Genomic DNA, 26,699 nt, shown 5'->3' with positions numbered 1-26,699 from the left:
CGTGCCAGCGCTGGTTGCAGCGATGCAGGACTGAGCGCCCCTCGCATCCGTCCCGCTACGTCGCAGCACCGGGACGTTCTCACACAGCCTCCACCAAAACCCGTCATTCCCGCGCAGGCGGGAATCCAGAACCTCTGACCTCTCGTTCCTATCGACAGACCTGCGCGTCTGGATTCCCGCCTACGCGGGAATGACACGGAGTGCGAGGCACCCGCCGCGGCAAAGCCGCGTCGTCGGTCGCGGGCATTGCCCGCGCCGGTCGGGCGCGCTCCGATATCGCTTTAGCCGCGCTAAAGCGGTACGGAGCGCGCCATGCACTTTCTCGATCAAGCGAAAATCTTCGTCCGCTCCGGCGCGGGCGGCCCCGGCGCGGTCAGCTTCCGGCGCGAAAAGTTCATCGAATACGGCGGCCCGGACGGCGGCAACGGCGGCAAGGGCGGCGACATCGTGTTCGAGGCGGTCGCCGGTCTCAACACGCTGATCGACTTCCGCTACACGCAGCATTTCCGCGCGCCGCGCGGCATCGGCGGCTCGGGCAGCAACCGCACCGGCGCGGGCGGCGAGGATCTCGTCATCAAGGTGCCGGTCGGCACGCAGATCCTCGCCGACGACGAGGAACGCACCCTGCTGGCCGACATGACCCGCGTCGGCGAGCGAATCACCTTCCTGCGCGGCGGCGACGGCGGGCGCGGCAACGCCAGCTACAAGACCTCGACCAACCGCGCCCCGCGCCAGCACGGCACCGGCTGGCCGTATGAGGAGGCGTGGGTGTGGCTGCGGCTGAAGCTGCTCGCCGACGCCGGGCTGGTCGGCCTGCCCAACGCCGGCAAGTCGACCTTCATCAACCAGGTGACCAACGCGCAGGCCAAGGTCGGCGCCTATGCCTTCACCACCACCCGCCCGCAGCTCGGCGTCGTGCGCCACAAGCAGCGCGAATTCGTCGTCGCCGACATCCCCGGGCTGATCGAGGGCGCGGCCGACGGCGCCGGGATCGGCGACCGCTTCCTGGGGCATATCGAGCGCTGCCGCGTGCTGCTCCACCTGATCGACGCCAACGACGCCGACGTGGCGGAAAGCTACCGCATCGTCCGCGACGAGCTGACCGCTTACGGCGCCGGCCTGGACGAGAAGCCGGTGGTGGTGGCGCTCAACAAGATCGACACGCTCGACGACGAACTGATCGCGGCACTGTCCGCCGAACTGGAGGAAGCCAGCGGCGCGGCGGTGATCCCGATCTCGGGCGCCAGCGGCGTGGGCGTCGACTGGGCGCTCGACCGCCTGCTGGAAGCGATTCCGGCCCCCGACCGCCCGGTCGACGACGACGGTCAGGAAGACGCGCTCGAATGGTCGCCGGTGTAGGTCGCGACACGAGCGTTAACCATTTTCGCAAGATTCCTGCATAACGCGTCACCAACGGAGGTTGGTGATGCGGATCAGGGCAGGAACGTCATTGGCCATGGCCATTTGCCTCGCGTCGTGCGGCGACGGGGAAGGCGCATCCCCGACCACGGCGGCCAGCGCGCCCGTCGTGGTGTCGCCGCCCGCCCCGGCCCCCTCGCCCGTCGCATCGCCAACGCCGGTCCCGTCGCCGATGCCGTCACCCGCCCCGTCGCCGGCTTCGGCGGCGACGATCGAGCCGTACCTCCTCGGAAGCCTCGGCTACACGCTCGATCCCGGCATCCCGGCCGACAAGCTGCCGGCGATACGGGACGCCATGGAGTTTGCGGTCACGCATACGAACACCCTCGGCGCCTTTGCGGGCAACATATGGGTCACCTATGGGGCGGGAACGCCGACCGCGGATGCCAGCTATCGCAGGCAGATCCGCTTCGGCGGTATGATCGGGCGGCGAGTGGCGTTGCACGAATTGGCGCATTGGTTCGGCTCGGGCTCGACCGACAATTGGGACCACAATGTCAGCGGCGGGCGCTTCACGGGCGTGCGCACCGCGGCGCGGATACGGGCGTTCGAGGGTGCGCAGGCGTTCCTGAGCGCCGATCGGCAGCACTTCTGGCCCTATGGTCTGAACTACGACAATGAATTCAGCGAGACCCAGCGCAACACGCAGATCCTCAGCGCTCAGATCGCCGACATGGGGCTGGGCGACGACGTCACCGCCGCCGTCGCGGGCACGCGCCGCTTCCAGAACCGTTCGAGCGGCCATGTCCTGCTGGCCGGTGCCGGGGGCGGCGTCCCGACCGAAGGGGCATCGACCACCGCCACGACCCAGCGATGGCGCGTGGACTTTGCGGACGGGTTCGTCACGTTGTCCAACATCGCCGACGGCAGGGTGATCGAGGCGTCGGGCGACGGCGACAATGTCTCCGCGGTCATGGCCACCGCCACCGGCGCCGCGACCCAGCAATGGGAAATGAAGCCGACCGGCGACGGATGGTTCTTGTTGTGCAACCGCGCGACGCGGAACTGCCTCGACAACATCGGCGAGCTGACGGCGGATGCGCCGGTGCGGCTGTGGGGACAAAGCTGGCACCCCAACCAGCAATGGCGCCTGATACGCTGATCGGCCCGATCCGCTGATTGAAGCGCGGGCCGCGCGTGGCTAACGCTCCCCGCGTCATGTCGCTCTTTCCCCCCGCCGCCTGCCCGCGGCTGATCGTCAAGATCGGCTCGGCGCTGCTCGTCGACCCCGATGGCGGGGTGCGGCGCGACTGGCTGGAGGGGATCGCGCGCGACATCGCGGAGCGGGTCGCCGCCGGGCAGCAGGTCGCGGTGGTCTCCTCGGGCGCGATCGCGCTCGGCGCGCGCCGCCTCGGGCTCGCCAGGGGCGGGCGCGCCAGCCTGGAGGACGCGCAGGCCGCCGCCGCCACCGGCCAGATCGCGCTCGCCGGCGTCTGGGCCGACGTGCTGGCGGCGCAGGCGCTCACCGCCGCGCAGATGCTGGTGACGCTCGGCGACCTCGAGGAGCGCCGCCGCTACCTCAACGCCGCCGCCACGCTCGGCCGGCTGCTTCAGCTCGGCACGGTGCCGGTCATCAACGAAAACGATTCGGTCGCCACCGAGGAGATCCGCTTCGGCGACAACGATCGCCTCGCCGCGCGCATTGCGCAGGCGTCGGGCGCGCAGGGCGTGGTGCTGCTCTCCGACATCGACGGCCTCTACGACCGCAACCCCGCGTTGCCCGGTGCGATCCACATCCCGCGCGTGGAACGGATCGACGCCGGCGTGGAGGCGATGGCGGATCGCGGTTCCGCCTCGGGCATGGGCTCGGGCGGCATGGTGTCGAAGATCGCCGCCGCGCGCATCGCCAATGCCGCCGGCGCCGCGCTTGCGATCGCCTCCGGCCGTGTCGAGCGTCCGCTGTCCGCCGAGGCGCGCCACACCCTCTTCGTCGCCGAACGCACCGCCCCGGCGCGCAAGGCGTGGCTGGCCGGCGGGCTGACCGCCGCGGGCACGATCCATGTCGATGCCGGCGCGGCACAGGCGCTCGGCGACGGCCGCAGCCTGCTCGCCGCCGGGGCGATCCGCGTCGAGGGCGCGTTCGCGCGCGGCGACCTCGTCACCATTGCGGGGCCGGCGGGCGCGATCGCGCGCGGCCTGTCCGAATATGACGCCGCCGACGCGCGCCGGCTGCTCGGCCGCCGCAGCGAGGAACACGCCGCGTTGCTCGGCTATGCCCCGCGCGCCGCGCTCGTCCACCGCAACCATATGGCGCTGCTGTGATCCTGGCCGTTACCGGCGGCACCGGGTTCGTCGGCGGCGCCGTGATCGACCAGGCGCTCGCCGCCGGCCACCACGTCCGCGCGCTCGCCCGCCGCCAGCAAGCCCCGCGCGAGGGCGTGACATGGATCGCCGGCGCGCTGGATGACCGGGCCGCGATCTCGGCGCTGGTCTCGACCGCCGACGCGGTCCTCCACATCGCCGGCGCGGTCAACGCGGCCGATCGCGCCGCCTTCGCCGCCGCCAACATCCACGGCACGCGCCATGTCGTGGAGGCCGCGCGCACCTGGGACGTCCGCCGCTTCGTCCACGTCTCCTCGCTAGCCGCGCGCGAGCCGACGCTCTCGAACTACGGCTGGTCGAAGGCGGGGGCGGAGCAGGTCGTAACCGACAGCGCGCTCGACTGGACGATCGTGCGGCCGCCCGGCGTCTACGGCCCCGGCGACATGGAGCAGCGCGACCTGTTCCGCGCCGCCCGCCGCACCGGCATCGTGCCCATGCCCCCGCACGGCCGGCTGTCGATCATCCACGTCGACGATCTCGCGCGCCTGCTGCTGGCCCTCGCGCACGCCCCCGCCGACCGCGCGATCTACGAGCCGAGCGACGGCGCCCCCCTCACCTATGCCGACTTCGCCCGCGCGATCGGCGCCGCGGTCGGCCGCCGCGTGCGCCCGCTGTCGCTGCCGCCCGCGCTGCTGCGCACCGCCGCCCGCGCCGACCGGCTGCTGCGCGGCCGCCGCGCCAAGCTCACCGCCGACCGCGTCGCCTACATGCTCCACCCGGACTGGACCGCCGACCCCGCCAAGGCGCCCCCGCCCGACGTGTGGCAGCCGCGGATCGCCGCGGCGCACGGCCTCGCCGACACCGCGCAGTGGTATCGCGCCCGCGGCTTGCTATAGCGCCGCCAGACAACCGCCGCATTTCAGGGCCACAGCATCGCCATGACCGACCGTACCGCCATCCTCGACACGCTGCGCACGCAGATCGAACCCTTCAACAAGAAGGGCGTCGCCATCACCGAGGCGACCACCTTTCAGGGCGACCTGGAGTGGGATTCGCTGACCGTCATGGACTTCGTCGCCGCGATCGAGGACGAGTTCGACATCATCATCACGATGAACATGCAGGCCGAGATCGAGAACGTCGGCCAGCTCGCCGACGCGGTCGAGAAGCTGAAGCCGTGACCGAAACCGGCCTCCAGCGCGAAGCGCGCACCCTCGATCCCGCGCCGGTCGCCCCGGCGCGCGACCTGTTCGCCAAGTTCGATCCGCTGCTGGCGGAGCGCGAGGCGCTGATGGCATCGGGCGTGCGCGACCCGTTCGGGATCGTCATGGAACAGGTGCTCTCGCCCACCACGGCGGTGATCCGCGGCAAGGAGACGATCCTGCTCGGCACCTATAACTACATGGGGATGACGTTCGACCCGGACGTGATCGCCGCGGGCACCCGCGCGCTGGAGCAGTTCGGCAGCGGGACGAACGGCAGCCGGATGCTCAACGGCACCTTCCGCGACCATGTCGAGGCGGAGGACGCGCTCCGGGCGTTCTACGGCGCGAGCGGCGCGATCGTCTTCTCGACGGGCTACCAGGCGAACCTCGGCACGATCTCGACGATGGCGGGCCGCGGCGAATACGTCATCCTCGACGCCGACAGCCACGCCTCGATCTACGACGGCTGCAAGATGGGCGATGCGGAGATCGTCCGCTTCCGCCACAATTCGGTGGAGGACCTGGACAAAAGGCTCGGCCGCCTGCCCAAGGAGCCGGGCAAGCTGGTGGTGCTGGAGGGCGTCTATTCGATGCTCGGCGACATCGCGCCGCTGCGCGAGATGGTGCAGGTCTCGAAGAAGCACGGCTGCATGGTGCTGGTCGACGAAGCGCATTCGATGGGTTTCTTCGGCGAACACGGCCGCGGCGTGTACGAGGCGCAGGGACTGGTGCTGGGCGAGGATGTCGACCTCGTCATCGGCACCTTCTCCAAGTCGGTCGGCACGGTCGGCGGCTTCTGCATCTCCAACCATCCGAAGTTCGAGGGGCTGCGCCTCTCGTGCCGCCCGTACATCTTCACCGCGTCGCTGCCGCCGTCGGTGGTCGCGACCGCCGCCACCTCCGTCCGCAAGCTGATGACCGCGCACGACAAGCGCGCACGGCTGTGGAGCAACGCGCAACAGCTTCACGCCGGGCTGAAGCGGCTCGGCTTCGCGCTGGGCACCGAGACGTGCGATTCGGCGATCGTCGCGGTGATCCTCCAGGATCAGCAGCAGGCGGTGGTGATGTGGCAGGCGCTGCTCGAGGCCGGGCTCTACGTCAACGTCGCGCGGCCGCCGGCGACGCCGTCGGGCACCTTCCTCCTGCGCTGCTCGATCTGCGCCGAACACACGCCCGAGCAGATTTCGCGCGTGATCGAGATGTTCGAAGCGGCAGGACGCCTTGCCGGCGCGACCAGCTGAGCCGACATTTGCGATTTATTGACTCCTGTTAACCTAATATCGGGCCCGTGACCGAGCGCGATGCCCCATGGCGAGGATTGGCGGGGGCGTGGCGGACCATCGCGCTCAGCGTGATGGCCGTTGCGGGCGCGGTGGTGCTCGCGCTGCTGGTGGTGACGCTGGCGGAGGTCAATGCGCAGCGCGACCGCGCGCTCGCCTCGCAACGCCACAGCTACGACGTGATGATCCTTGCGCGGATCGTCCAGGGCACGGTCGCGCATGCCGAGGCGTCGCTCGGCCGCTACGTGATCTCGGGCGACCAGCAGCTCGGGCAGGTCTATTACGACGACTGGCGCCGCGCCAGGCAGGCGATCGGCCGCCTTGCCAAGCTGGTCCACGACAATGACGTCCAGCTGGCGCATGTCGCGGCGTTGCAGTCGGCGTTCCAGATCCGTGGCACCGAACTGGCGCGCACCGCGCTCAGCACCAATTACGGCCAGAACAGCCAGGCGCTCTCGCGCTTCTACCAGGTGCGGCAGAGCGACGCGCTCACCCGCATCAACGATTCGCTCGACGGGATCATCACCGACGAACGGCTGCTGCTGGAGATGCGCACCGCACAGGCGCGCGCCTCCGTCCGCCGCTCGACGACGATCGCCAAGGTGCTGGCGGTGTTCGGCGTCCTGCTGGTCGGCGGCGCGATCGCCATGGGCTGGATCATGGTCGAGGCGCTCGCCGATCGCGCGATCGCGCGTGCTGAGGCCGAAAGCGAGCGGCTCCGCGCCGACGAACTTGGCGCCGCGGTCACGCGCGCCACCGACGAGCTGCGCGTGCAGGAGGCACGGCTGCGCCAGGTGCAGAAAATGGAGGCGGTCGGGCAGCTGACCGGCGGCATCGCGCACGATTTCAATAACATGCTGGCGGTCGTCATCAGCGGGATCGAGCTGGCCGCACGCCACCTGCCGCCAGGCGCCGCCGAATCGGCGCGCCACCTCGACGGCGCGCGCGACGGCGCGGAGCGTGCCGCCGCGCTCACCGCCCGGCTGCTGGCGTTCGCGCGCGAGACCGCGATTAATCCGGAGCCGATCGCGATCGCGACGCTGTTCGCGGGGCTGGAGGACATGCTGACCCGCACGCTCGGCGACGGCCTGACGCTCGCGCTGGAGGACGACAGCGGCGGCTGGTGCACGCGCGTCGACCGCGTCCAGCTCGAAAATACCCTGCTCAACCTCGCGGTGAACGCGCGCGATGCGATGGCCGGGCGCGGCACGCTCACGATCCGCGCCGCCGCCGCGTCGCTGCCGGCCTCCGAGAGCGGCCCCGGCGGCGATGCGCTGGCGCTCGCGGTCACCGACACCGGTTGCGGCATCCCGCCCGACGTGCTCGAACGCGTGTTCGAACCGTTCTTCACCACCAAGCCGCTCGGCAAGGGCACCGGGCTCGGGCTCAGCCAGACCTTCGCCTTCGCGCGGCAGGTCGGCGGCGAGGTATCGATCGCGTCGCAGCCCGGACGCGGTACCACGGTCACGCTGCTGCTTCCGCGCGACCGGGGCGGGGAAGCCGCCGCGCCGGCTGTGGCCGTCGCCGCCCCCGCCCCGCCGGCCGCCCCGCCTGCTCCCGCCCCGCCGGCCGCCGCCGCTCCCGCCGACGCCCCGCTCGCGATCCTGGTCGTGGAGGACGATCCGCGCGTGCTCTCCGCGACGCTGGAGGCGCTCGCCGAACTCGGGCACGAGGCGCGCGGCTGCCACGACGCGACGCAGGTCACCGCCTGTCTGGAGGCGATGCCGCACGTCGACCTGATCGTGTCCGACGTGCTGATGCCGACGCTGACCGGGCCGGAGATGGTCGCGCGGCTGCCCGCCGGCTTCGCGCACCTGCCCGTGCTGTTCGTCACCGGCTTCGCGGGGGAGTCCGGCGGCGTCGACCTCGGCGACCGCCCGGTGCTGCGCAAGCCGTTCACGCTCGCCGCGCTCGACCGTGCGGTGCTGGCCGCGGCGCGCCCGCTCGATCCGACCCCGCTCGCCGCCGAATAAGCTGCTGACGCGCTGCCTCGCGCGCCGTATAGCCGGCGTCTCCCGTCTTCCAGCCACAAGGCAGCGCCGCCCCGCCCATGACCTCGATCGACCGCTACATGGCCCGGCTGATCGCGCTGCCATTGTTCTCGACGCTGCTGATCTCGGCGATGCTGCTGATCCTCGATCGCATCCGGCGGCTGTTCGATTTCGTCGCGACGCAGGGCGGGCCGGTCAGCGTGGTGTGGAAGATGCTGGCCAACCTGCTCCCCGAATATCTCGGGCTCGGCATCCCGATCGGGCTGATGCTCGGCGTCCTGCTCGCCTTCCGCCGCATCGCCACGTCGAGCGAGTTGGACGTGATGCGCGCGGTGGGCATGAGCTACGGCCGGCTGCTGCGCGTGCCCTATTATTACGCGATCGTGCTGGCGGCGCTCAACATCGCGATCGTCGGCTATGTCCAGCCCAAGGCGCGCTACGCCTATGAGCAGCTGCGGTTCGAGCTGCGCACCGGCGCGCTCGGCGCCTCGATCAAGGTCGGCGAATTCACGCATCTCGGCAACCGGCTGACGCTGCGCATCGAGCGCAGCCAGGAGCGCGGGCGCAAGCTGTCGGGGATCTTCGTCCACGCCGAATCGGAAAAGGGCGACTGGGTCGGGGTCACCGCCGCCACCGGTCAGTTCCTTGCGACCGACGATCCCAACGTCATCATCTTCCGCCTGACCAACGGCACGCTGATCCACAACCGGCCCGATTTCACGACGCCGCGCACGCTCACCTTCACCGCGCACGATCTGCCGATCAACCTGCCGCGGTTCGAGAGCTTCCGCACCCGCGGCGGCAAGAACCTCGAATATACGCTCCCCGAACTCGCCAAGCTCGGTCACGCCTCGGCGCGCAGCGAGGAGCAGCGTGACGGCAGCCGCGCCGAATTCCACTTCCGGCTGGTCGAGGTCGCCTCGATGTTCCTCTTGCCGCTGCTCGCGGTCGCGCTCGGCGTGCCGCCGAAACGCTCGACCTCCGCACTCGGCGTGTTCCTCTCGATCGTGATGGTCGTCACCTATCACAAGATCAATCAATACGCCGCCTCGCTGGGGGAGCGCGGGACGGTCGATCCGGCACTCGCGCTGTGGGTGCCGTTCGTCATCTTCGCCGCGCTGATCCTGTGGATGTACCATACGATCGCCAACGTCCCCGGCGGGCAGCCGATCGGCGCGCTGGAACGCTTCTTCGGCAAGGCCTGGGCGATGATCGCGCGCTACCTGCCCGGCCGGCGCCGCAAGGAGGCTCGCGCATGAACGCGCTGTTCCCGTCGCGCACCGTCGCGATCTACATGGCGCGGCTGTTCCTGACCCGCACCTTCGGCATCCTGTTCGGGCTGGTGCTGGTGCTCCAGACGCTCGACCTGCTCAGCGAGAGCGGCCGCATCCTCGCCACCGCCGGCAACGGCGATGCGGAGGTATGGCGCTACGTCTCGCTGCGCGCGCCGCAGCTGATCTCCACCTTCCTCCCCTTCTCGGTGCTGCTCGGCACGATCCTGACGCTTATCACGATGAACGCCAACAGCGAGGTCGTGGCGCTCAAGGCATCCGGCCTGTCCGCGCATCAGGTGCTGGCGCCGCTGGTGATGGCCAGCGTCGGCATCGCGTTCGTCACCTTCGCCTTCAACGACCGCGTCGTCAGCCGCGCGACCGCCGAGCTGAGCGCGTGGCAGAAGGTCAATTACGGCACGATGCCGATCGATCGTGGCAACCGCACCAACACCTGGGTGCGCGCCGGCGACGATCTGATCCAGGCCGATGCGATCTCGGGGCGCGGCGCGGCCGCGCAACTGGGCGGCGTCACCGTCTACGAACGCAACCCCGACGGCGGCCTGCGCGGGCTGATCAACGCCCCGCGCGGCGTGCGCGACGGCGACGGCTGGCGGATCTGGCCCGCGCGCCGCTTCGACGTTGCCTCGGGCCGGGTCACACGGCTCGGCGCGACCGTGGTCGGGCGCGGCGTCACCCCGGACCAGTTCACGCTCGCCAACGTCGACGGCGACGCGCTGTCGTTCCGCGGCCTGCGCGAGGCGATCAACGACCTCGACGAGGCCGGCCGCCCGACCAAGGCGCTGGAGGGCGTGCTGTGGCACAAGCTGTCCGGCCCGCTGTCGTCGGTGCTGATGCCGCTGCTCGGCGCGGTGGCGGCGTTCGGGATCGCGCGGTCGGGCGCGCTGTTCATCCGCGCGGTGATCGGCATGGCGCTCGGCTTCGCCTATTTCGTCGCCGACAATTTCGCGCTGGCGATGGGCAACCTCGGCGCCTACCCGCCGTTCCTCGCCGCCTGGGCGCCGTTCCTGCTCTTCCTGCTCATCGGCGAAGCCGTGCTGCTCCGCACGGAAGAATAATCGCGGGCGTTTGCGCCCCGGGGCCGCTATTTCCGGTGAAGTCGCGGCTCCCGGCGGCTCCCGAGCGCCACCCGGACGCGGGCCGAACGCCTCATTTGTCCGAGTTTACGACCGCCCATACGGCGTCATCCCCGCGAAGGCGGGGATCCAGACGCGCAGGTTGTCGCAAAGGGCGGAACCTCAGCGGCTCTGGATTCCCGCCGACGCGGGAATGACCGAGCGCGATCACCGAACCCGCCTCACCGCCTCCGCCACCGCCAGCGTCCTACCAGCCCTGACCCGTCATCCCCGCGCAGGCGGGGATCCAGACGCGCAGGTCGTCGTAAGGGCCGGAACCTCAGCGGCGCCGGAGCCCCGCCGCCCCCCACAATCGCGGCCGAAGCGCCTACCGCCCGCGCATCGTGGCCGTCGCCAGCTTGCCCACCAGCCCCGGCAAGCCCTTGTAATTGGCCTTGTAATACGGCGAACCCGGCTCCAGCACCGCGGTCAGCCGCCGATGCGCCTCGCCTAGCGCGTGATACGGCACGCCCGGCAGCAGGTGATGCAGCGCGTGATAGCGCAGCCCGATCGGCGCCCACAGCACCGGCAGCAACGCCGGCGGCGGCACGTTGACCGAATCGAGATATTGCGCGGTCACCGACATCACCTCGCCCTCGTTCTCCCACAGATGCGCGACCAGCGTCCGCACCTGGTTGATCAGCGCCACGCCCGACCCGACCGCCAGAAAAATCAGGAACGCCTTCAACGGGATGACGCCCGTCGCCGTCAGCACGACCAGCGCCACCGCCCACGCCGCGGTCGCCGCCTCCAGCCGGTCCCAGCGCGCCTTCTCCTCGCCATGCGGCATGCGGCGACGGAAGTGCGGATTGATCGACAGCGCCGAATATCGCGCCACCACCGCCGCACGCAGCTTGGGCGACAGCGCCGACACCGGCGCCAGCACGCCGAAGCGGATCAGCAGCCCGACCGGCGCCAGCGCCGAGACGAGGATGAACACCGGCAGCGTCCACGGCTTCATCAGCGCGAGCGGCAGATACTCCGGGTCCTCCGACGTGCCGTAGCGCGTCTTGGCATGGTGCAGGTTGTGCACGCCCTCGTACATGAACGACGGGATCATCATCGGCACGCCGATCAACGCGTTCCATGCGCTACGAAAGCCCGGCAGCGCGGCATGCTTCACGTGCGTCAGTTCGTGAATCATGCTCATGCCGCGGTACAGCGCCAGCACCGCCACCACGCCCGCCACGATCGCGAGCGCGGTCGACGACACCGCGATCGCCGCCGCAAGCGCGCCGTAACCGACCAGCGAGGACGCGATCAGGTCCGCCCAGTAGATGCCGGGACGCGGCTTCACCAGGTCGCGGGTCAGCTCCGCCGCCGCCTTCAGCATCGCCTTGTCGTCGGCTACGATCGCGCGCACCGGCTGCGCCGGCGCAGCGGCGCGATCCAAAGTCATCGTGTTCATGGTGCTTTCCATTGTCCTAACATAGTGGCGAGACAGTGACCGCAACAGCACCGCCGCATCGGGTCATCTGGACAAATGTTCACTCGCCATGATCGAGCCAGCCGTTTACACGCCAGCAATATGGCCGAGCTTTCGATCACTCCCGTCCTTACGCAGCGCGATCGCAAGGCGTTCGTGGACCTGCCATTCCGCCTCTACAGGGACGATCCCTACTGGGTGCCGCCGCTCAAGGGCGAGGCGCTCGGGCTCATCACGCCCGAGAAGAACGGCTGGTTCAGCCATGCGCGCGCACAGCTGTTCCTCGCGCACCGCGGCGGCCGGATCGTCGGGCGCATCTCGGCGCATATCGATACGCTCGGGCTGGAGATGCCGGTCGAGCGCGGCTTCGGCCCCGGCTGCGGGCAATGGGGGCTGATGGAGGCCGAGGACGAGGGCATCTTCGTCGAACTGCTGGCGACGGCCGAGGGCTGGCTGCGCGATCAGGGCATGACGCGGGCGCTGGGGCCGATCAGCATGTCGATCTGGGAAGAGCCCGGCCTGCTCATCCAGGGCTATCAGCAATCGCCGACCGTGATGATGGGCCACCACAAGCCCGAATATCGCGGCTGGATCGAGCGTGCCGGCTACGCGCCCGTCAAGCAGCTCATCACCTACGAGCTCGACATCACGCAGGAATTTCCGAAGCTCGTCAAACGCATCATCCGCTCGGGCGAGGCGAACCCGAGCATCGTCATCCGCAAGGTCGACAAGCGCCGCTTCGAGGACGAGGCGGCGATCATCCTCGACATCCTCAACGATGCCTGGTCCGACAACTGGGGCTTCATCCCGCTCACCCCGCCCGAGATCAAGGACGTCGGCGTCAAGCTGAAACCGATCGTCTTCAACGACTTGATCCGGATCGCGGAACTGGATGGCAAGCCGGTTGCGTTCATGATCACGCTGCCCGACCTCAACGAGGCGATCGCGCCCCTGAAGGGCAATCTGCTGCCGTTCGGCTGGGCCAGGCTGCTGCTGTGGCTGCGCAAGCCGCGCGTGCGGACGATGCGCGTGCCGCTGATGGGCGTCCGCAAGGAACTGCAAAGCTCGCGCCTGGCCGGACAATTGGCGTTCATGATGATCGAGGCGATCCGCCAGGCGTCCGTCGCCAATTACGGCGCGACGCGCGGCGAGATCGGCTGGGTGCTCGACGACAACCAGGGCATGAACTCGATCGCCACCGCGATCGACAGCCGCGTCAACAAGGTCTATCAGGTCTACGAACGCGCACTTTAGTCGGACATTCGCGGCGGGCGCCGGCCGACCCGGCAACCCGCCGCCTCCCCCGCCTCACAGGTTGGCGGGAACGTTGACGCCCAGTTCCTTCCAGTCGGCGCGGGTCTTGCAGACGCGCGAGAGGATGTGCGAGCCGGTCATCTCGGTGTTGTAGCAATAACGGGTGTTGGGGTTGCGCACCGGTGCGGCCGCTTCGCTGGTGGCGGCGGGCGACGGCTCGGCGGTCGGGGCCGCCTTGGGGGCGGCGACCGCCGGAGCGACGGCGAACAGGCTGGCGATGACGGCGGCGGCAATGGTCTTCATGGCAAGTCTCCCTGCCCCGTTGATCGGGGACGCAGGACACATTGCAGCCATCGTGCCAACTCGATTTTTTCGCGGATTTCCGCCGTTTCTTGCGGATGATAGGTGTATTACACCGGCAGAACACACCAATATTCGGCGCGAAATGCCGAAACGCGGTCAGAACAGCAACGCACCGCCCAGCGCCACGCGCGCATCCGGCGCCGCGTGGTTCAACCCCGCGACGGCGATGACGTCCAGTTGCGTCCGCTTGGTCGGTCGCCACGCCACCGACGCCGCCGCCAGCGTGCGGACGACGTGCTCGGCCGGATCCTGGTCGCGCTCCACCGACAGCTCGGCATTGGCGGTCACCGCCTCGCTCACCGCATAGCCGACGCCCACCACCCCGGTCGCGTCGAAGTGCCGCCCGCGCCGGTCCTCGTCCACCGCTGCCGCCATTTGTCCGGTAAAATCGAGGCTCCACGTGTCGTCGATCTGCCAGAACACCGGCAACACCGCTCCCCCAGACCAGTCGCCTGCACCGATCTCGCCGTGCCCGGTCGGCAACGTGACATAGGGCTGGATCGCGGCGGACAGCTTCTCGCCGTCGGGATGGCTGATCGCGCGCCGCCATCCCAGCGTGACGTCGCCGATCCCGCTGGTGCGCGTCACCTCGCCGGTCGTCCTGTCGCGCGACCGCAGCGTGCCGGCCGGCACCCAGCCCAACTGCACCTCGCTATGCGGCGACACGCCGATGCGCAGGTCGACCTCGCTGTTGATCAGGTCCTCGCGCGTCGTTTCGTCATCCTCGCGCTGCCAGTCGGCGCCTGCGATCTCGACCTGCACCTGCCCCGGCCGCGTCGTACACCCGCTCGCGCCGAGCGAGGGCCGGTTCGGGCAGAAGCGCACGCCCGCATCCTGCGCCAGCGCCGGCGTAGCGACCGCCCCGGCCAGCGCGACGACCGGCCACCAGCGCCTCATTTCAGCCGCACCCAGGTCGGCGCGTGGTCGCTGGCCTTCTCGCGCCCGCGATAGTCCTTGTCGACGCCTGCATCCGCCATCCGGTCGGCCAGCGCCGGGCTCAACAGCAGATGGTCGATCCGGAACCCCGCATCGCGCTGCCACGCGCCGGCCTGATAGTCCCAGAAGGTCCACACCCCGCCCTTGGGATGCCGCGTGCGCAGCGCATCGGTCCACCCCTGCGCCACCAGCGCGCGATAGCCCTGGCGGCTTTCGGGCTGCATCAGCGCGTCGGGCGCCATGGCCTTCACCGAATACGTATCGTCGTCGTTGGGGATGACGTTGTAATCGCCCGCGAGGATGACGGGCTTCTCTTCGGCGAGCAGCGCGCGTGCGCGCTCCTGCAATCGCGCGATCCACCGCAGCTTGTAATCGAACTTCGGCCCCGGCACCGGATTGCCGTTGGGCAGATAGATCGACGCGATCACCAGCCCGAAGACCTCGCACTCCAGATAGCGGCTATGCTCGTCCTCGGGCTCGCCGGCCAGCCCGCGCTGCCGCTCGACCGGATCGGCGCCCTTGGCGAGCACCGCGACGCCGTTGAAGCCCTTCTGCCCGTGCCACACCGCACCGTACCCGGCGGCGCGGATATCGGCCTCGGGGAAGGTATCGTCGCTGGATTTCAGCTCCTGCAGGCACACCACATCGGGCTGTGCCTCGGCCAGATACTCCAGCAAGCGCGGCAGCCGCGCCTTGATGCCGTTGACGTTGTAGGTGACGATCTTCACGCGCGCCGGTCTAACCGCGGTGCAGGCGCTTGTCTAACCGCACGGTTTCCACCGCACACATACCGACGTGAACGTCGGCGCCGCGCTACACCGAGAAGCTGGTTCCGCATCCGCAACCGCTGGCGGCGTTGGGATTCTCGACCTTGAACGACGCCCCGCCCAGCGACTCGACATAGTCGACGCTCGCCCCGCGCACCAGGTCGAGGCTGACGTCGTCGACCACCAGCTGCACGCCGTCGGTTTCGGTCACGACGTCCGCCGTCTCCGGCGCGTCCGCGAAGCCGAACCGGTACTGGAACCCCGAACAGCCCCCGCCCTCGACCGACAACCGCAGGATCGCGGGCTTGTTCTGCCGCGCCGCGATCGCGGCAACGCGCGCCGCAGCGGCGGGGGTCAGGATGATGTCGGGTGCAAGCGTGGCCATAGATGATAGATAGGCGCGGCGGCTGCGGACGGAAAGCCCTGCTCCGCGCCGGTCACCGCCCCGCCTCAGTCCTGCGGCGCCGGTCCGCTCGTCGACACCGGGATCTGCCCGACCGCACGGTCCTGCGCCGCCATCAGGTAATCGGCGGTGGTCAGGAACGGCACCGGGTTCACGGCATGGCCGTCGATCCGCACTTCGTAATGGAGGTGCGGGCCGGTCGAGCGCCCGGTCGAACCCATCAGCGCGATCAGCTGCCCGCGCTTCACGCGCGTGTGATCGGCGACGATGATCTTCGACAGGTGGCCGTAGCGGGTGGCGATGCCCTTGCCGTGGTTGATCTCGACCATGTTGCCATAGCCGCCCTGGCGGCCGGCGTGGCTGATGATGCCGTCCGCGGTGGCATAGATCGGCGTGCCGGTCGGGCCGGGGATGTCGACCCCGGCGTGCATCGCCGCAGTGCCGCGGAACGGGTCGGAGCGGATGCCGAAATTGCTGGTGAAGTTCAGCTTCTGCACCGGCTGGACCGAGGGGATCGCGATCACGCCCTGTTCCAGCTTGTCGAGCTTCTTCCAGGTCATGAACAGCGATCGGAACTGCTGGTCGGCGGCCATGTCGGCGCGCGCCTCGGCGCTAGTCGCCTCCACCAGCGGGCCGCCCATCGCCGACGCGCCCCGCGCGATGCGGCTCGGCGCGATCCCGCGCTGGCGAAGCTGGCGGGCGGTCTGCGTATAGCGCTCCAGCAACTGCCGCTCGGCGACCTGCGCCAGCTCGGCCTGACGGCCTTCCACCTTCAGGAACGGACGGATCGTGTCGGCGGCCACGCGCGTCGCCTGCGGATCGACCGCCAGCGTGGCGAGCGCCAGCCGCTTGGCGTCCCCCTGCCCGGTCAGCGCGGCGGCGAGCAGTTCCTGACGCTGCTCGATCCGCTCGGCATGCTGCTGCGCCGCGGTGCGGATCGTCGCGACCCGCGCCTGCATCCGGGCGACCTTGTGCTCCATCGCCTGCAACCGCTCGGCCTGCGCGGCCGCCGCCGGGGTCAGCCCCGCGGCTTCGGCGACCTGCGTCGAGGCCTGGAGCGCGCCGTAGCCGGCGAAACCGAGCAGCAGTGCGGCGCCCCCGCGCAGCAGCGCCGGGCGTCCGGCGATCATGGCGTTCAGGCGAGCAAGCGGCCGCCCGGCCGGCAGAGAAGCGGTGTCGGTCATCGAACCCCAGATCAAGACTGCGGCCGATGCGACGCGCGCCGGCCTTCCCCTTTTTCCGTGTCCGCCCGCGACCGATGGCCACCGCGGCGAACGCAAAGGTTTGTGCGCGGCGAAAGGTTAATCGCGCAATAGTTCCCGCCACCCCGCGCGTCCAAGCGCCGGAGTCATGCGCCGAGCCGTTGTGAATCGCGGCGCAAAGGGTGCCGGTTCAGCCGCGAACGGCGTCCAGCACGGCCGCCGCATGGCCGGGAACCTTCACCTTGCGCCACGCCTTGACCAGCCTGGCGTCGGAATCGAACAGGAACGTCGCCCGCTCGATCCCCATGTACGTCTTCCCGTACAATTGCTTCTCGCCCCAGACGCCGAACGCTTCGGTCACGCTGCCGTCCGCGTCGCTGGCCAGCATCACCGTCAGTCCGTGCTTGTCCCGGAACTTGACGTGCCTGGCCACCGTGTCGCGCGACACGCCGAGCACGGTGACACCGGCGGCGGCGAAGTCATCGCCGAGCGACGAGAAATCCTGCGCCTCGCGCGTGCAGCCCGGTGTATCGTCCTTGGGATAGAAATAGACGACCAACGGCCGCGGCAGGTCGTGCAGCCGCAACGGCGCGCCGTCGACGCCGATGGCGGTCACGTCCGGGAGGGTGTCCATGCGATGCTCTCCTGCCAGCTTGCCGCCACGCTCTCGCGCACCCGCGTGAGCGTGGCAAGCACCGCCGCCCAGTCCGGCAGCATCACCGCCCGCGCGATCAACGCCCGCGTCGCCGGCGCCGCCGGTTCCTGCACATCCGGCGCCACCAGCCGCACCGTCACCAGAAGCCGCGCGAGCAGGTCGTATGCCCCGCGCAGATCCGGCGCGAACACGCCCGCTGCGATCAGCATGTCGATCGCCGTGCCCAGCTCGGGCGTGAACGCGATGCCCCGCGTCAGCTGCGCGACATGCACCGCGAATTCCAGGTCCACCAACCCGCCCGGCAGCAGTTTGGCGTCGAGCGGCCCTTGCGGCGGCTTGTGCTGTGCCATCTCCGCGCGCATCGCCGCGGCGTCGGCCGGCACGTCGCGCACCTGCCGCTCCCCCGCCAGCACCGCCGCCACGATCCCCTCGACCGCACGCCGGGCGGGCGCGCTGCCATAGATCGCGCGCGCGCGGGTCAGCGCCATATGCTCCCACGTCCACGCTTCCTCGCGCTGGTACCGCGCGAAGGAATCGAGGCTGACCACCAGCGGCCCTTGCGCGCCCGAGGGCCGCAGCCGCGTATCCACGGCATAGAGCGGCCCCGCGGCCGTCGGTACCGACAGCGCCGCGGTGACCCGCTGCGCCAGTCGCGAGAAATACAAGGTCGCGCCCAGCGGCTTGGCGCCATCCGATTCAGCGGTGAAGTCGCCGGTGAAGAGGTAGATGACGTCGAGGTCTGACGCATGGGTCAGCGCCGCTCCGCCCAGCCGCCCCAGCGCCAGGATCACCAGTTCGCCGCCCGGCACGCGCCCATGCGCTGCCTCGAACGGCGCGACCGTCGCCTCGGCCAGCACCTCGATCGCCGCTTCGGCGACGCGGGCATAGCCGGCGGCGACATCGAGCGGATCGGCGCGCCCCGCGACGATCTGTGCCCCGAGCGCGAAGCGCCGGTCGCCCACCACGCGGCGGACATGCTCCAGCGTCGCCTGATAGTCGGCGCCGCGCTCGGTGGCGCGCATCTGCGCGGCCAGCGTCGCGACCGACCCCACCGGCTCGAACGCGCTGGCGTCGATCAGCCCGTCGAGCAGATCCGGTCGCCGCGCCAGCGCCTCCGCCAGCGTCGGCGCATGGCTCAGGATCTCCCCCAGCAACGTCGCGAGCGCGGGGCGCGCTTCCAGCAGGCGGAAGATGTTGATCGCGCTCGGCAATCGTTCGAGCAGCCGGTCGAGCCGGTTCAGCGCCGTCAGGGGTACCGGCGCCTGCGCCAGTGCTTCGACCAGTCCCGGCAACACCGCCTCCAGCGCGCTCTGCGCCGCCGCACTGCGCAACGCCGGGTAGCGGCCCTCGCGCCACGTGGCGATCCGGCGCGCCGCATCGGCGGTCTCGGCGAAGCCCGCCGCCGCCAGATGCCCGACCAGCCGCTCGCCCTCGTGCGGAACCGCCGTGACCGGCGCGGGCGCCAGCCGGTCGAAGATCGCGGCGACCCGCGCGACATGCGGCGCGAGCAGGTCGAGCAGCGCCTGCCCATCCGCCAGGCCATGCAGCCGCGCGACCCGGGTCAGCGCATCGCCGGTCGGCAGCGCGTGCGTCTGGCGATCGTCGATCATCTGCACCCGGTGCTCGATCGTGCGCAGCAGCGTGTACGCCTCGGCCAGCGCCTGCGCATCGCCTGCGTCGATCCGTCCGGCCGCGGCCAGCGCGGCCAGCGCATCGCGGGTGGCGGGCGCCCGCACCGCGGGATCGCGCCCGCCATGGATCAGCTGGTGGATCTGCGCGAAGAACTCGACCTCGCGGATGCCGCCGCGCCCGCGCTTCAGGTCGTATCCCGCGCCGAACGCCTGCCCCTGCGCATGATGGTCGCGGATGCGGCGCGTGATGTCGAGGATTTCGCCGACCGCCCCGAAGTCGAGGCTGCGCCGCCAGATGAACGGGCGGATCGCATCAAGGAAGCGCTGGCCCAGTGCGCGGTCGCCCGCCGCCGCGCGCGCGCGGATGAACGCGGCGCGCTCCCACGGCAGCGCCTGCGATTCGTAATAGGCGATCGCGGCGTCGATCGGGATGACGATCGGCGTGACCTCCGGCGAGGGCCGCAGCCGCAAGTCGACGCGCAGCACATAGCCGTCCGCATCGCGCCCCTGCAGCAGTTCGAGCACGCGCCGCCCGATCCGCACCGCCGCATCCGCCACCTCCTCGCGCGGACGATGCGGCAGCGTTACCGGATCGTAGAGCAGGATCGGATCGATATCCGACGAATAGTTCAGCTCGCGGCTGCCCTGCTTGCCCAGCGCGATGGCGGCAAACCCTTGCGGCTGCGCGTCCGGCGTGCGCTCGACGATCGCGGCATGCACCGCACGGTCGAGCGCGCTGTCCGCGAAATCGGTCAGCGCGGCGGTCACCGCGGTCAGATCGAGGGTGCCGGCGAGATCGCCGATCGCCACGTCGAGCGCGAGCGTGCGGCGCTCCAGCCGCAGCCGCTTGCCGATCGGCAGGTCGGGTTGTGCCAGCGCCGCCGCGGTCGCCTCCTCCCGCGCGATCAGGCCGTCCAGGAATGGCGCATAATGCGCCGCACGGTCGCGCGCCTCGATGATGGGATCGGTCATGCAACCGCAACCTTAGCCGGGAGGCTGCGTTCCGCCATCATGGTTCGTCAGGCTTCCTCCGACAGCATTCCGTCGCACGGCGCCTATGTCGTGGGTACGCCGCATGCGGCCGACGACCTGTCGATGCCGCTGCGCCGGGCCTTCGGGCGGGACACGAGGATGCCGGCCGAGATCGAGGCGTGCATGGAAAAATTGCGCCGCGTTCGATAGCGCTTCGCCGGAGGAAGGACCGCACGACATCCCGGACGCGCTACCCCGCATCATCGCCACCGCCGCTTTTGGAACCGGTCTTTCCACGGCATGGCACCGGCAAAGTTGGCCGCGGCACGTCCCTGCATCGACCCGCCGCTGCCTGTCCTGACCCGGCCCGCCAACGCTTGCCCCACATCGGACTATTCCTCGGAGAAGGCCCCCCGCCCGTTCGTGCTGAGCCTGTCGAAGCACGTGTCAGGCGGGACGTCCCTTGCGATCAACGACCGTGGGTTGCCGATGCACGCAGACAGGTGCGGCGCACGATGGATATGCGGCATACGCCGACATGGAACGCACGGGGGCGGATCAAGCCGTGCGGCAACGACCAATCAATTCGAAGACGAGTCCATCGACCTGAATCGCTCCGCCCCCATCAGCGAAGACGCACGCACTCAATTGTCGCGGTCGCGACTCAGTTCGTCGACTTCGCTCATGATCGAGTCCAGCGTCGAGCGTTCGCTGTCGACCTCGTGGTCGCGGCGCGACGACAGCGCGCTGCCGGCCATTAGGCTTTCGAGCGCCACGCGCCCGCGCGCCACGCGGCTCTTGATCGTGCCGACCGCCACGCCGCAGATCTCGGCCGCCTCTTCATAGGCGAAGCCACCTGCGCCGACGAGGATCAGCGCCTCGCGCTGCGGTTGCGGCAGGTGCATCAGCGCGCGCTGCATGTCGGCGAGTTCGACGTGCTTGTCCTGGCTCGCCGGCGCCGCCAACACGCGGTCCGCGACCAGATCGTCCCACTCGCCCTTGAAGCGCGCGCGGCGCATCTGGCTGAGGAACAGGTTGCGCAGGATGATGAAGGTCCACGCGCGCATGTTCGTGCCGGCCTGGAAACGCTTGCGCGCCGCCCATGCCTTTAGCAGCGTTTCCTGCACCAGATCGTCCGCGAGATCGCGGTTGCCCGACAGCGAACGGCCGAACGCGCGCAGGTGCGGAATGACCAGCGCGAGCTGTTTCTTGAACTCCGGGTCGGAGAGCGCGACGTGCTCGACCGGAGCCGGCGTCGACTCGTCGTCCGCGAGCGAGGTGGATTGGGTCATGCCGCTCCGTTGTGCTGGATCGGCGCCGGTCTGGCGCGCGTCCGGGCCGTCAAGATAGGTGTCGCCGGGCCGCTTGGCCAGTCCGTGCGTCAACATCGGCGATCAGGACAGCAGGATGGCGGCGAAGATCGCGATGATCAGCAGCAGCGACGCCGCCAGGATGTAACGGGTCATGCCCGGGGTGCTGCCGGCACGCGCCTCGTCGGTTTCGAGGTGGATGCGCTCGTTATCGTCTGCCATGCACGGATAACCCCCCAGGAACGTTTTGGGTCCGTATCGACACGGACCCGGAAACGATGCCGACGATACCGGTGCGCGGGATCACGCGGGAACGGTGCTCTCGTCGAAGAACAACGCCTGGCTGATCGCCGCCTTCACCGTCGAGCGCTGGAACGGCTTGGTGATGAGGAACGTCGGCTCCGGCCGCTCGCCGGTCAGCAGGCGCTCGGGGAAGGCGGTGATGAAGATCACGGGCACGTTGAACTCGGCCAGGATGTCCTTGACCGCATCGATGCCCGAGCTGTCGTCGGCCAGCTGGATGTCGGCGAGCACCAGCCCCGGGCGATCCTCCATCGCCAGCGCCACCGCCTCGTCGCGGGTCACCGCGACGCCGGTGACTTCGTGGCCCAGGTCACGGACGATCGATTCGATGTCCATCGCGATGATCGGCTCGTCCTCGATGATCAGCACCCGCGCGCGCGTCTGCTTCTCGATCTCCGCCAGCGCCTCGGCGACCAGCGCGTCGACCTCCGCGGCGTCGACCTCGATCAGATAGGCCGCGTCCTCGGGCGTGAAGCCTTCCATCGCGGTGAGCAACAGCGCCTGCCGCGACAGCGGCGTCATCCGCGACAGCCGCGCGCGCGCGACCGCCTCCTGGTCCTCGGCCGGCGCCTCGTCCGCGGTTTCGTCGAAATTGGTCGAGTTCCAGATCGCCTGGAAGGTCCGGTAGAGCCCCAGCCGCGGATCGACGTCGCGCGGGAATTCCTCCGGCGCGGCCACGATCGCCTCCAGCGTGGCGCGCACATACCGGTCGCCCTGCGCCTGGCTGCCCGTCAGCGCACGGCCGTAGCGGCGCAGGAACGGAAGGTGCGGCGCGAGTTGTTGTCCGAGCGACATGTGTAGAAAACCCTCCCTGCGGTGCGATCCAGCGCCACCGCCGATACCCAGATGTATGTGGACGCGATGCCCGGCCGCAGATGAGTCCCCCCGGCCGGCGAATTTCGTCGCACCCGCATGGAACCATCGACGCCAGTTTTGGTTTCATCGGCCATAGGTGCTTTACGCACTCGTCAGGTTGGGCACCCGCTAACGGGGTCGACCGATGCGTCCGCTGGCCCGCTTGCGGTGCGCAGGGTCGGGTTGTCTTTAGGGGGTTTACGTTGACGTCGGACAAGGAAGCGCCTGAAAAGCCGAAGAAAGGCACTGCGGCACAATCGAAGAACCGCGACATGGGATCGGCATTGCGCTCCGTCTATCAAAAGACCGTCGAGGAAACCGTCCCCGACGACCTGCTGTCGCTGCTCGGCAAGCTAGACTGACGCGAAGTGGCAGCCGATCCGGTCATTGACGCCCCCCGGCGCGCCGCGGGGCGTTTGGACGTATTCACCCGCTGGCCGACCGGTGCGAAGCTTTTCCTGATCCTCAGCATCGCGCTGCTCCCGCTGGCGCTGATCGCTATCTTCGCGACGCTGCGCGTGACGCAGATCGCCGATACCGAACTGCGCTCGCACCTTTGCGTCGCCGCGTCCGAATCCAGCCGCGCGATCGCGATCGAGCTCGTCGGCGACATGACCGCGTTGCGCGTCGCGGTCGATGCGCTCACCGCCGACCGCGGCGACGCCCCCAGCTGCGCACGCGCGCAAGGTGTCTTCGCGCAACAATCCGCCGCCGGCACCAGCTTCGTCATCCTCGACCGCCGCGGTCGCGCGATCTGCGGCGAACCCTTCCCCGGCGCCGCCGCCTTCGCGCGCCAGTCCCCTGCCGATGCGGTCAGCGCGCGCCTGGTCGCCGAGCGCGGGCTGATGCTGCGCTTCGCCGGGCGCAGCGACGGGCTGACCGCCGCCGCCTATTTTCCCGCGCCGTTCCTGGCGCAGATCAGCCGCCCGAGCGGCTTCGCTCCCGATTACGGCCTGGCGATGGCGCTCGGCGACGAGCGGCTCGAGCTCGACCCGCTCGCGCGCGAAAGCGCGCTGGAGCGCCGCGAGACGATCCGCAGCGACCTGGGGATCGCCGGCCTCGCGCTGGAGATGCAGGTCCGCAGCGCGCCGATCGGATCGCCGCTGCTGGTCGCGCTGACGCTGCCGCTGCTGATGTGGGCGGCGGCTGCGGCGATCAGCTGGTTCGTGGTCGACCGGTTGCTGATCGCGCCGCTGCGGGCGCTGCGCGGCAGCATCGCGGCCTATGCGCCCGGCGACCAGCCCGACCCGGCGATGCTGCGCGCATTGCCCGCGCAGGAGATCCGCGACCTCGGCGACACCTTCCGCGCGCTCAGCCGCACCGTCGCGATCCACGAGGCCGGCCTCGCGGAAGGATTGATGCGCCAGACCAAGCTGACGCGCGAGGTGCACCACCGCGTCAAGAACAACCTCCAAGTCATCTCCAGCCTCATCAACTTCCACGCCCGCGGCGCGCGCAGCGTGGAGGCGACGCAGGCCTATAGCTCGATCCAGCGCCGCGTCGACGCGCTCGCCGTCGTCCACCGCTATCATTATGCGGAGATGGAGGAGAATCGCGGCGTCGGCCTGCGCGCGGTGCTCGGCGAACTCGCCTCCAGCATCCGCGCCACCGCGCCCGAGGGAACGCGCGTCGGCATCGTGCTCGACATCGACCCTTATTACGTCACGCAGGACGTGGCGGTGGCGGTGGCGTTCCTCGTCACCGAGCTGGTCGAGCTGGCGATGACCTGCGCCAGCGAGACGCAGGTGAGTATGACCCTGAAGCCGCTCGACGATCCGCAGCGAGCGCTGCTGCGATTGACCTCGCGCGCGCTGGTCGACACCGATCATCTGCGTGACGGGCTGAAGCACCGGTACGGTCGCGTGATCGAGGGTCTGACACGCCAGCTGCGCTCGACCTTGCAGCACGACCCGCTGTCCGGCGCGTACGAGATCGCGATCGCCGTCACGGGACGCGAATAGCGCAAAGGCTGACGCGAACCGATCGTAAAAAAGATGCACCGCGCGCGGAACCACGGCCCACCACCGCGGTTATGACCTTCGGATAGCGACTATACGCCCCCCCGCTTTCGCTATCCAAGTCATGGGCCCGGAAGCACCTACCCCTCCCCCCCGGTGGTGCTTCCGGGCCTTAATCTTTTCAGCGCTGGACTTTGTTGTCGTCGCGGAACGAAGCGCGACACACGTGCATTATGTGCGAAGACTTCCAGGAGGCTGTTCAATGCGTAAAGTTCTTACCGTCGCGGTTCTGGCGGCCGCAGTGATGGTTTCGGCATGCAATACCGTGCACGGCGTCGGCAGGGACGTGTCCTCCGCGGGCGACGCGGTCGCCGGAGCCGCCGACAAGAGCAAGTAAGCGCATCGCCTCTGGCGATCGAAGGGCGGTCCGTTGCAAGACGGATCGCCCTTTTTCATGCGCGTCGGCGACACGCACCCTAGGTCCGCTTTGGTTCGTGCTGGGACTGTCGAGACACGTGCATCGCCGCACGCACCGTCGATCTCGGCACCGCGCCGGACCCGCCGGACAATGCCCGTGCCACATGGCCGCCGAACCTTATTCCGCGGTGGCGACATCCTCGCGCGCACGCCGGCGCTCGGTGAACCAGATCCCGATGATCGCGGCCTCGTAGAGGATCACCAGCGGAATCGCGAGCAGCAGCTGCGACCCGACGTCCGGCGGGGTCAGCACCGCCGCGATCGCGAACGCACCGACGATCGCATAGCGCCGCGCGCCGATCAGCTGCTTGCGGGTGACGATCCCGCCGCGCTCCAGCAGCATCAGCAGCACCGGCAGCAGGAACGCCGCGCCGAACCCGAACAGGAACTGCATGACGAAGCTGAGATAGTTGCCGATCGCCGGCAATGCCTGTTGCTGCACGCCGCCGATCATCCCGGAATAGCCCAGCAGGAAATGCAGCGCCATCGGGATCGCGATGTAATAGGCCATCGCCGCCCCCATCAGGAACAGCACCGGGGTGGCAAGCAGGAACGGCAGCAGCGCGCGCCGCTCCTTGCGGTACAGGCCGGGCGCGACGAACTGCCACAATTGATTGGCGATCACCGGAAAGGAGATCATCATCGCGGAGAAGAAAGCGACCTTCACCTGGACGAAGAACGCCTCGAACACCTGCGTATAGATGACCGTCTTCTGCCCGGCGTGGAGCAGCGGCTGGACGAGGAACGCGAAAATGTCCTCGGCGAAATACCAGCAGACGAAAAACGCCAGGAAGACGGCCGCGATGCAGTACAGCAGCCGGCGTCGCAGCTCGAGCAGATGGTCGAGCAGCGGCGCGCGCGAATCCTCGAGTTCGTCGACGATCTCGGTCACGACGCGGCCCTGTCCTGAAGCGGGTTATGAAGCGGCGTATCGCCGGCCGGCCGGTCGCCGGGCGCGGTCGGGTCGGCCGGCGCGACATGCGGCTTCTCGACCATCACCGGCTGTTGCACGGCGCCGTCGTCATGCGCGGACGCGCCGGTCGGGTCGCCGGGCGCGTCCGTCGTCTGGTCGGGAAGCGCGGGCGGCGCGGGCACGAACGGATGCTCGCGCATGATCCGCTCGTTCTCCGCCTTCCACTTCTTCTCCATCTCTTCCAGTTCCGCCTCGCGCACCATCTCGTCGAAGCCGGCGCGGAACTGCCGGCCGACCGCGCGCGCACGACCGACCCAATATCCCAGGACGCGCATCGCCTTGGGGAGGTCCTTGGGGCCGATCACCACCAGCGCGACGAACGCGACCAGCAGGAATTCGGACGGAGCGATGTCGAGCATTCAGCGTGTGCCGGACGGAGTGCGAAGGATCAGCGCCGCTCCTCCCGGACGCGCTCGGCGTCGCGGTCGAACGCGGGTTCGGCATGGCTCTTGGCCTCGATCCGCGGCTTGGGACGATCGTCCTCGTCCTCTTCGGCCATGCCCTTCTTGAAGTTCTTCACACCCTTGGCGACGTCGCCCATCAGGCTGGAGAAACGCCCGCCGCCCAGCAGCAGGATCGCGACGACCGCGAGGATCAGGATATGCGGAAGGCTGAAGCTGCCCATGACGGAATCTCCTATAGACGAATGT

At 69.5% G+C, this 26,699-nt stretch carries 28 protein-coding genes; 14 read left to right on the top strand and 14 right to left on the bottom strand.

All coding sequences use genetic code 11. The features are described 5' to 3' along the window. The first annotated feature begins 312 nt into the window (after positions 1-312). The 9 genes from obgE (at position 313) to lptG (ending at position 10,507) form a co-directional block, all read left to right on the top strand. Entirely contained in the window at positions 313-1,359 is a 1,047-nt protein-coding gene (gene obgE / locus J2Y58_RS13830; RefSeq protein WP_310104035.1) for a GTPase ObgE, read from the top strand. 232 nt (positions 1,360-1,591) lie between these two features. Further along, positions 1,592-2,521: an RICIN domain-containing protein gene (locus J2Y58_RS13825; RefSeq protein ID WP_310104033.1), complete on the top strand. Its 930-nt coding sequence runs from the start codon at positions 1,592-1,594 to the stop codon at positions 2,519-2,521. A gap of 56 nt (positions 2,522-2,577) precedes the next feature. Continuing rightward, positions 2,578-3,681 carry a glutamate 5-kinase gene (gene proB, locus J2Y58_RS13820; RefSeq protein ID WP_310104032.1) on the top strand — a complete coding sequence of 368 codons (1,104 nt, stop codon included), beginning with the start codon at positions 2,578-2,580 and terminating at the stop codon, positions 3,679-3,681. Further along, positions 3,678-4,577: an NAD-dependent epimerase/dehydratase family protein gene (locus J2Y58_RS13815; protein WP_310104031.1), complete on the top strand. Its 900-nt coding sequence runs from the start codon at positions 3,678-3,680 to the stop codon at positions 4,575-4,577. Before proB ends, J2Y58_RS13815 begins: the two co-directional genes overlap by 4 nt. A 42-nt stretch (positions 4,578-4,619) precedes the next feature. Further along, on the top strand, positions 4,620-4,862 hold the full coding sequence (locus tag J2Y58_RS13810; RefSeq protein ID WP_310104030.1) for an acyl carrier protein: 243 nt from the start codon (positions 4,620-4,622) through the stop codon (positions 4,860-4,862). Further along, positions 4,859-6,127, top strand: coding sequence for a serine palmitoyltransferase (spt, locus tag J2Y58_RS13805; protein WP_310104029.1), 1,269 nt, complete (start codon positions 4,859-4,861; stop codon positions 6,125-6,127). Before J2Y58_RS13810 ends, spt begins: the two co-directional genes overlap by 4 nt. Before the next feature lie 47 nt (positions 6,128-6,174). Next, positions 6,175-8,139: an ATP-binding protein gene (locus J2Y58_RS13800; protein ID WP_310104028.1), complete on the top strand. Its 1,965-nt coding sequence runs from the start codon at positions 6,175-6,177 to the stop codon at positions 8,137-8,139. Positions 8,140-8,216: 77 nt separating this feature from the next. Continuing rightward, positions 8,217-9,416, top strand: coding sequence for an LPS export ABC transporter permease LptF (gene lptF / locus J2Y58_RS13795; RefSeq protein WP_310104027.1), 1,200 nt, complete (start codon positions 8,217-8,219; stop codon positions 9,414-9,416). Then, a complete protein-coding gene (gene lptG / locus J2Y58_RS13790; RefSeq protein ID WP_310104026.1) occupies positions 9,413-10,507 on the top strand; it encodes an LPS export ABC transporter permease LptG in 1,095 nt (364 codons plus the stop codon). The genes lptF and lptG overlap by 4 nt, the downstream gene beginning before the upstream one ends. Before the next feature lie 385 nt (positions 10,508-10,892). Here lptG and J2Y58_RS13785 read toward each other — a convergent pair whose 3' ends face one another. Next, a complete protein-coding gene (locus tag J2Y58_RS13785) occupies positions 10,893-11,972 on the bottom strand; it encodes a fatty acid desaturase (RefSeq protein ID WP_310104024.1) in 1,080 nt (359 codons plus the stop codon). Positions 11,973-12,092: 120 nt separating this feature from the next. Here J2Y58_RS13785 and J2Y58_RS13780 point away from each other — a divergent pair, with 120 nt between their 5' ends. Then, positions 12,093-13,244: an N-acetyltransferase gene (locus J2Y58_RS13780; protein ID WP_310104022.1), complete on the top strand. Its 1,152-nt coding sequence runs from the start codon at positions 12,093-12,095 to the stop codon at positions 13,242-13,244. Between the two features lie 54 nt (positions 13,245-13,298). Here the strand turns inward: J2Y58_RS13780 and J2Y58_RS13775 are convergent, their stop codons facing one another. The 7 genes from J2Y58_RS13775 to J2Y58_RS13745 form a co-directional block, all read right to left on the bottom strand. After that, a complete protein-coding gene (locus tag J2Y58_RS13775) occupies positions 13,299-13,547 on the bottom strand; it encodes a hypothetical protein (RefSeq protein ID WP_310104020.1) in 249 nt (82 codons plus the stop codon). 156 nt (positions 13,548-13,703) lie between these two features. Continuing rightward, positions 13,704-14,504: a transporter gene (locus J2Y58_RS13770; protein WP_310104018.1), complete on the bottom strand. Its 801-nt coding sequence runs from the start codon at positions 14,502-14,504 to the stop codon at positions 13,704-13,706. Further along, positions 14,501-15,271: an exodeoxyribonuclease III gene (gene xth, locus J2Y58_RS13765; protein ID WP_310104016.1), complete on the bottom strand. Its 771-nt coding sequence runs from the start codon at positions 15,269-15,271 to the stop codon at positions 14,501-14,503. Before xth ends, J2Y58_RS13770 begins: the two co-directional genes overlap by 4 nt. A gap of 85 nt (positions 15,272-15,356) precedes the next feature. After that, positions 15,357-15,695 (bottom strand): iron-sulfur cluster insertion protein ErpA, encoded by a 339-nt coding sequence (gene erpA, locus J2Y58_RS13760; protein WP_310104014.1) that lies wholly within the window; start codon positions 15,693-15,695, stop codon positions 15,357-15,359. Positions 15,696-15,760: 65 nt separating this feature from the next. Next, positions 15,761-16,897, bottom strand: a complete 1,137-nt coding sequence (locus J2Y58_RS13755) for a M23 family metallopeptidase (protein WP_310104012.1) — start codon at positions 16,895-16,897, stop codon at positions 15,761-15,763. Positions 16,898-17,105: 208 nt separating this feature from the next. Beyond that, positions 17,106-17,549 (bottom strand): peroxiredoxin, encoded by a 444-nt coding sequence (locus tag J2Y58_RS13750; RefSeq protein WP_310104011.1) that lies wholly within the window; start codon positions 17,547-17,549, stop codon positions 17,106-17,108. Beyond that, the gene (locus tag J2Y58_RS13745; RefSeq protein WP_310104009.1) at positions 17,528-20,173 is read right to left on the bottom strand and encodes a bifunctional [glutamine synthetase] adenylyltransferase/[glutamine synthetase]-adenylyl-L-tyrosine phosphorylase; all 2,646 of its coding nucleotides are present in this window, start codon (positions 20,171-20,173) and stop codon (positions 17,528-17,530) included. The genes J2Y58_RS13750 and J2Y58_RS13745 overlap by 22 nt, the downstream gene beginning before the upstream one ends. A gap of 39 nt (positions 20,174-20,212) precedes the next feature. Between J2Y58_RS13745 and J2Y58_RS13740 the strand changes: the two genes are divergently transcribed. Then, positions 20,213-20,383: a hypothetical protein gene (locus tag J2Y58_RS13740; protein ID WP_310104007.1), complete on the top strand. Its 171-nt coding sequence runs from the start codon at positions 20,213-20,215 to the stop codon at positions 20,381-20,383. Between the two features lie 434 nt (positions 20,384-20,817). Here the strand turns inward: J2Y58_RS13740 and J2Y58_RS13735 are convergent, their stop codons facing one another. The 3 genes from J2Y58_RS13735 to J2Y58_RS13725 all read right to left on the bottom strand — a co-directional run bounded on the left by J2Y58_RS13735 (position 20,818) and on the right by J2Y58_RS13725 (position 22,581). Continuing rightward, positions 20,818-21,465 (bottom strand): sigma-70 family RNA polymerase sigma factor, encoded by a 648-nt coding sequence (locus J2Y58_RS13735; RefSeq protein ID WP_310104045.1) that lies wholly within the window; start codon positions 21,463-21,465, stop codon positions 20,818-20,820. 102 nt (positions 21,466-21,567) lie between these two features. Further along, on the bottom strand, positions 21,568-21,705 hold the full coding sequence (locus tag J2Y58_RS13730) for a hypothetical protein (protein ID WP_310104005.1): 138 nt from the start codon (positions 21,703-21,705) through the stop codon (positions 21,568-21,570). Between the two features lie 81 nt (positions 21,706-21,786). Further along, the gene (locus J2Y58_RS13725) at positions 21,787-22,581 is read right to left on the bottom strand and encodes a response regulator (RefSeq protein WP_310104003.1); all 795 of its coding nucleotides are present in this window, start codon (positions 22,579-22,581) and stop codon (positions 21,787-21,789) included. A gap of 263 nt (positions 22,582-22,844) precedes the next feature. Between J2Y58_RS13725 and J2Y58_RS13720 the strand changes: the two genes are divergently transcribed. The 3 genes from J2Y58_RS13720 (at position 22,845) to J2Y58_RS13710 (ending at position 24,996) form a co-directional block, all read left to right on the top strand. Beyond that, a complete protein-coding gene (locus J2Y58_RS13720; protein WP_310104001.1) occupies positions 22,845-23,003 on the top strand; it encodes a NepR family anti-sigma factor in 159 nt (52 codons plus the stop codon). Between the two features lie 54 nt (positions 23,004-23,057). Further along, a complete protein-coding gene (locus tag J2Y58_RS13715; RefSeq protein ID WP_310103999.1) occupies positions 23,058-24,602 on the top strand; it encodes a histidine kinase dimerization/phosphoacceptor domain -containing protein in 1,545 nt (514 codons plus the stop codon). Between the two features lie 259 nt (positions 24,603-24,861). Continuing rightward, positions 24,862-24,996 (top strand): entericidin A/B family lipoprotein, encoded by a 135-nt coding sequence (locus J2Y58_RS13710; protein WP_310103996.1) that lies wholly within the window; start codon positions 24,862-24,864, stop codon positions 24,994-24,996. 198 nt (positions 24,997-25,194) lie between these two features. Here the strand turns inward: J2Y58_RS13710 and tatC are convergent, their stop codons facing one another. From tatC to J2Y58_RS13695, 3 genes are read right to left on the bottom strand one after another with little or no spacing between them, the layout of a single operon-like run. After that, positions 25,195-25,968, bottom strand: coding sequence for a twin-arginine translocase subunit TatC (gene tatC / locus J2Y58_RS13705; protein ID WP_310103994.1), 774 nt, complete (start codon positions 25,966-25,968; stop codon positions 25,195-25,197). Beyond that, the gene (gene tatB, locus J2Y58_RS13700; protein WP_310103992.1) at positions 25,965-26,408 is read right to left on the bottom strand and encodes a Sec-independent protein translocase protein TatB; all 444 of its coding nucleotides are present in this window, start codon (positions 26,406-26,408) and stop codon (positions 25,965-25,967) included. Before tatB ends, tatC begins: the two co-directional genes overlap by 4 nt. A gap of 29 nt (positions 26,409-26,437) precedes the next feature. After that, a complete protein-coding gene (locus tag J2Y58_RS13695; RefSeq protein ID WP_310103990.1) occupies positions 26,438-26,674 on the bottom strand; it encodes a twin-arginine translocase TatA/TatE family subunit in 237 nt (78 codons plus the stop codon). Positions 26,675-26,699: the final 25 nt, after the last annotated feature.

Origin of the sequence: Sphingomonas sp. BE138 (assembly GCF_031456125.1) — a bacterium.
Lineage (GTDB): Bacteria > Pseudomonadota > Alphaproteobacteria > Sphingomonadales > Sphingomonadaceae > Sphingomonas.
Note: the sequence above shows the minus strand (reverse complement) of the source record. Positions and strands in the feature narration are given on the sequence as shown.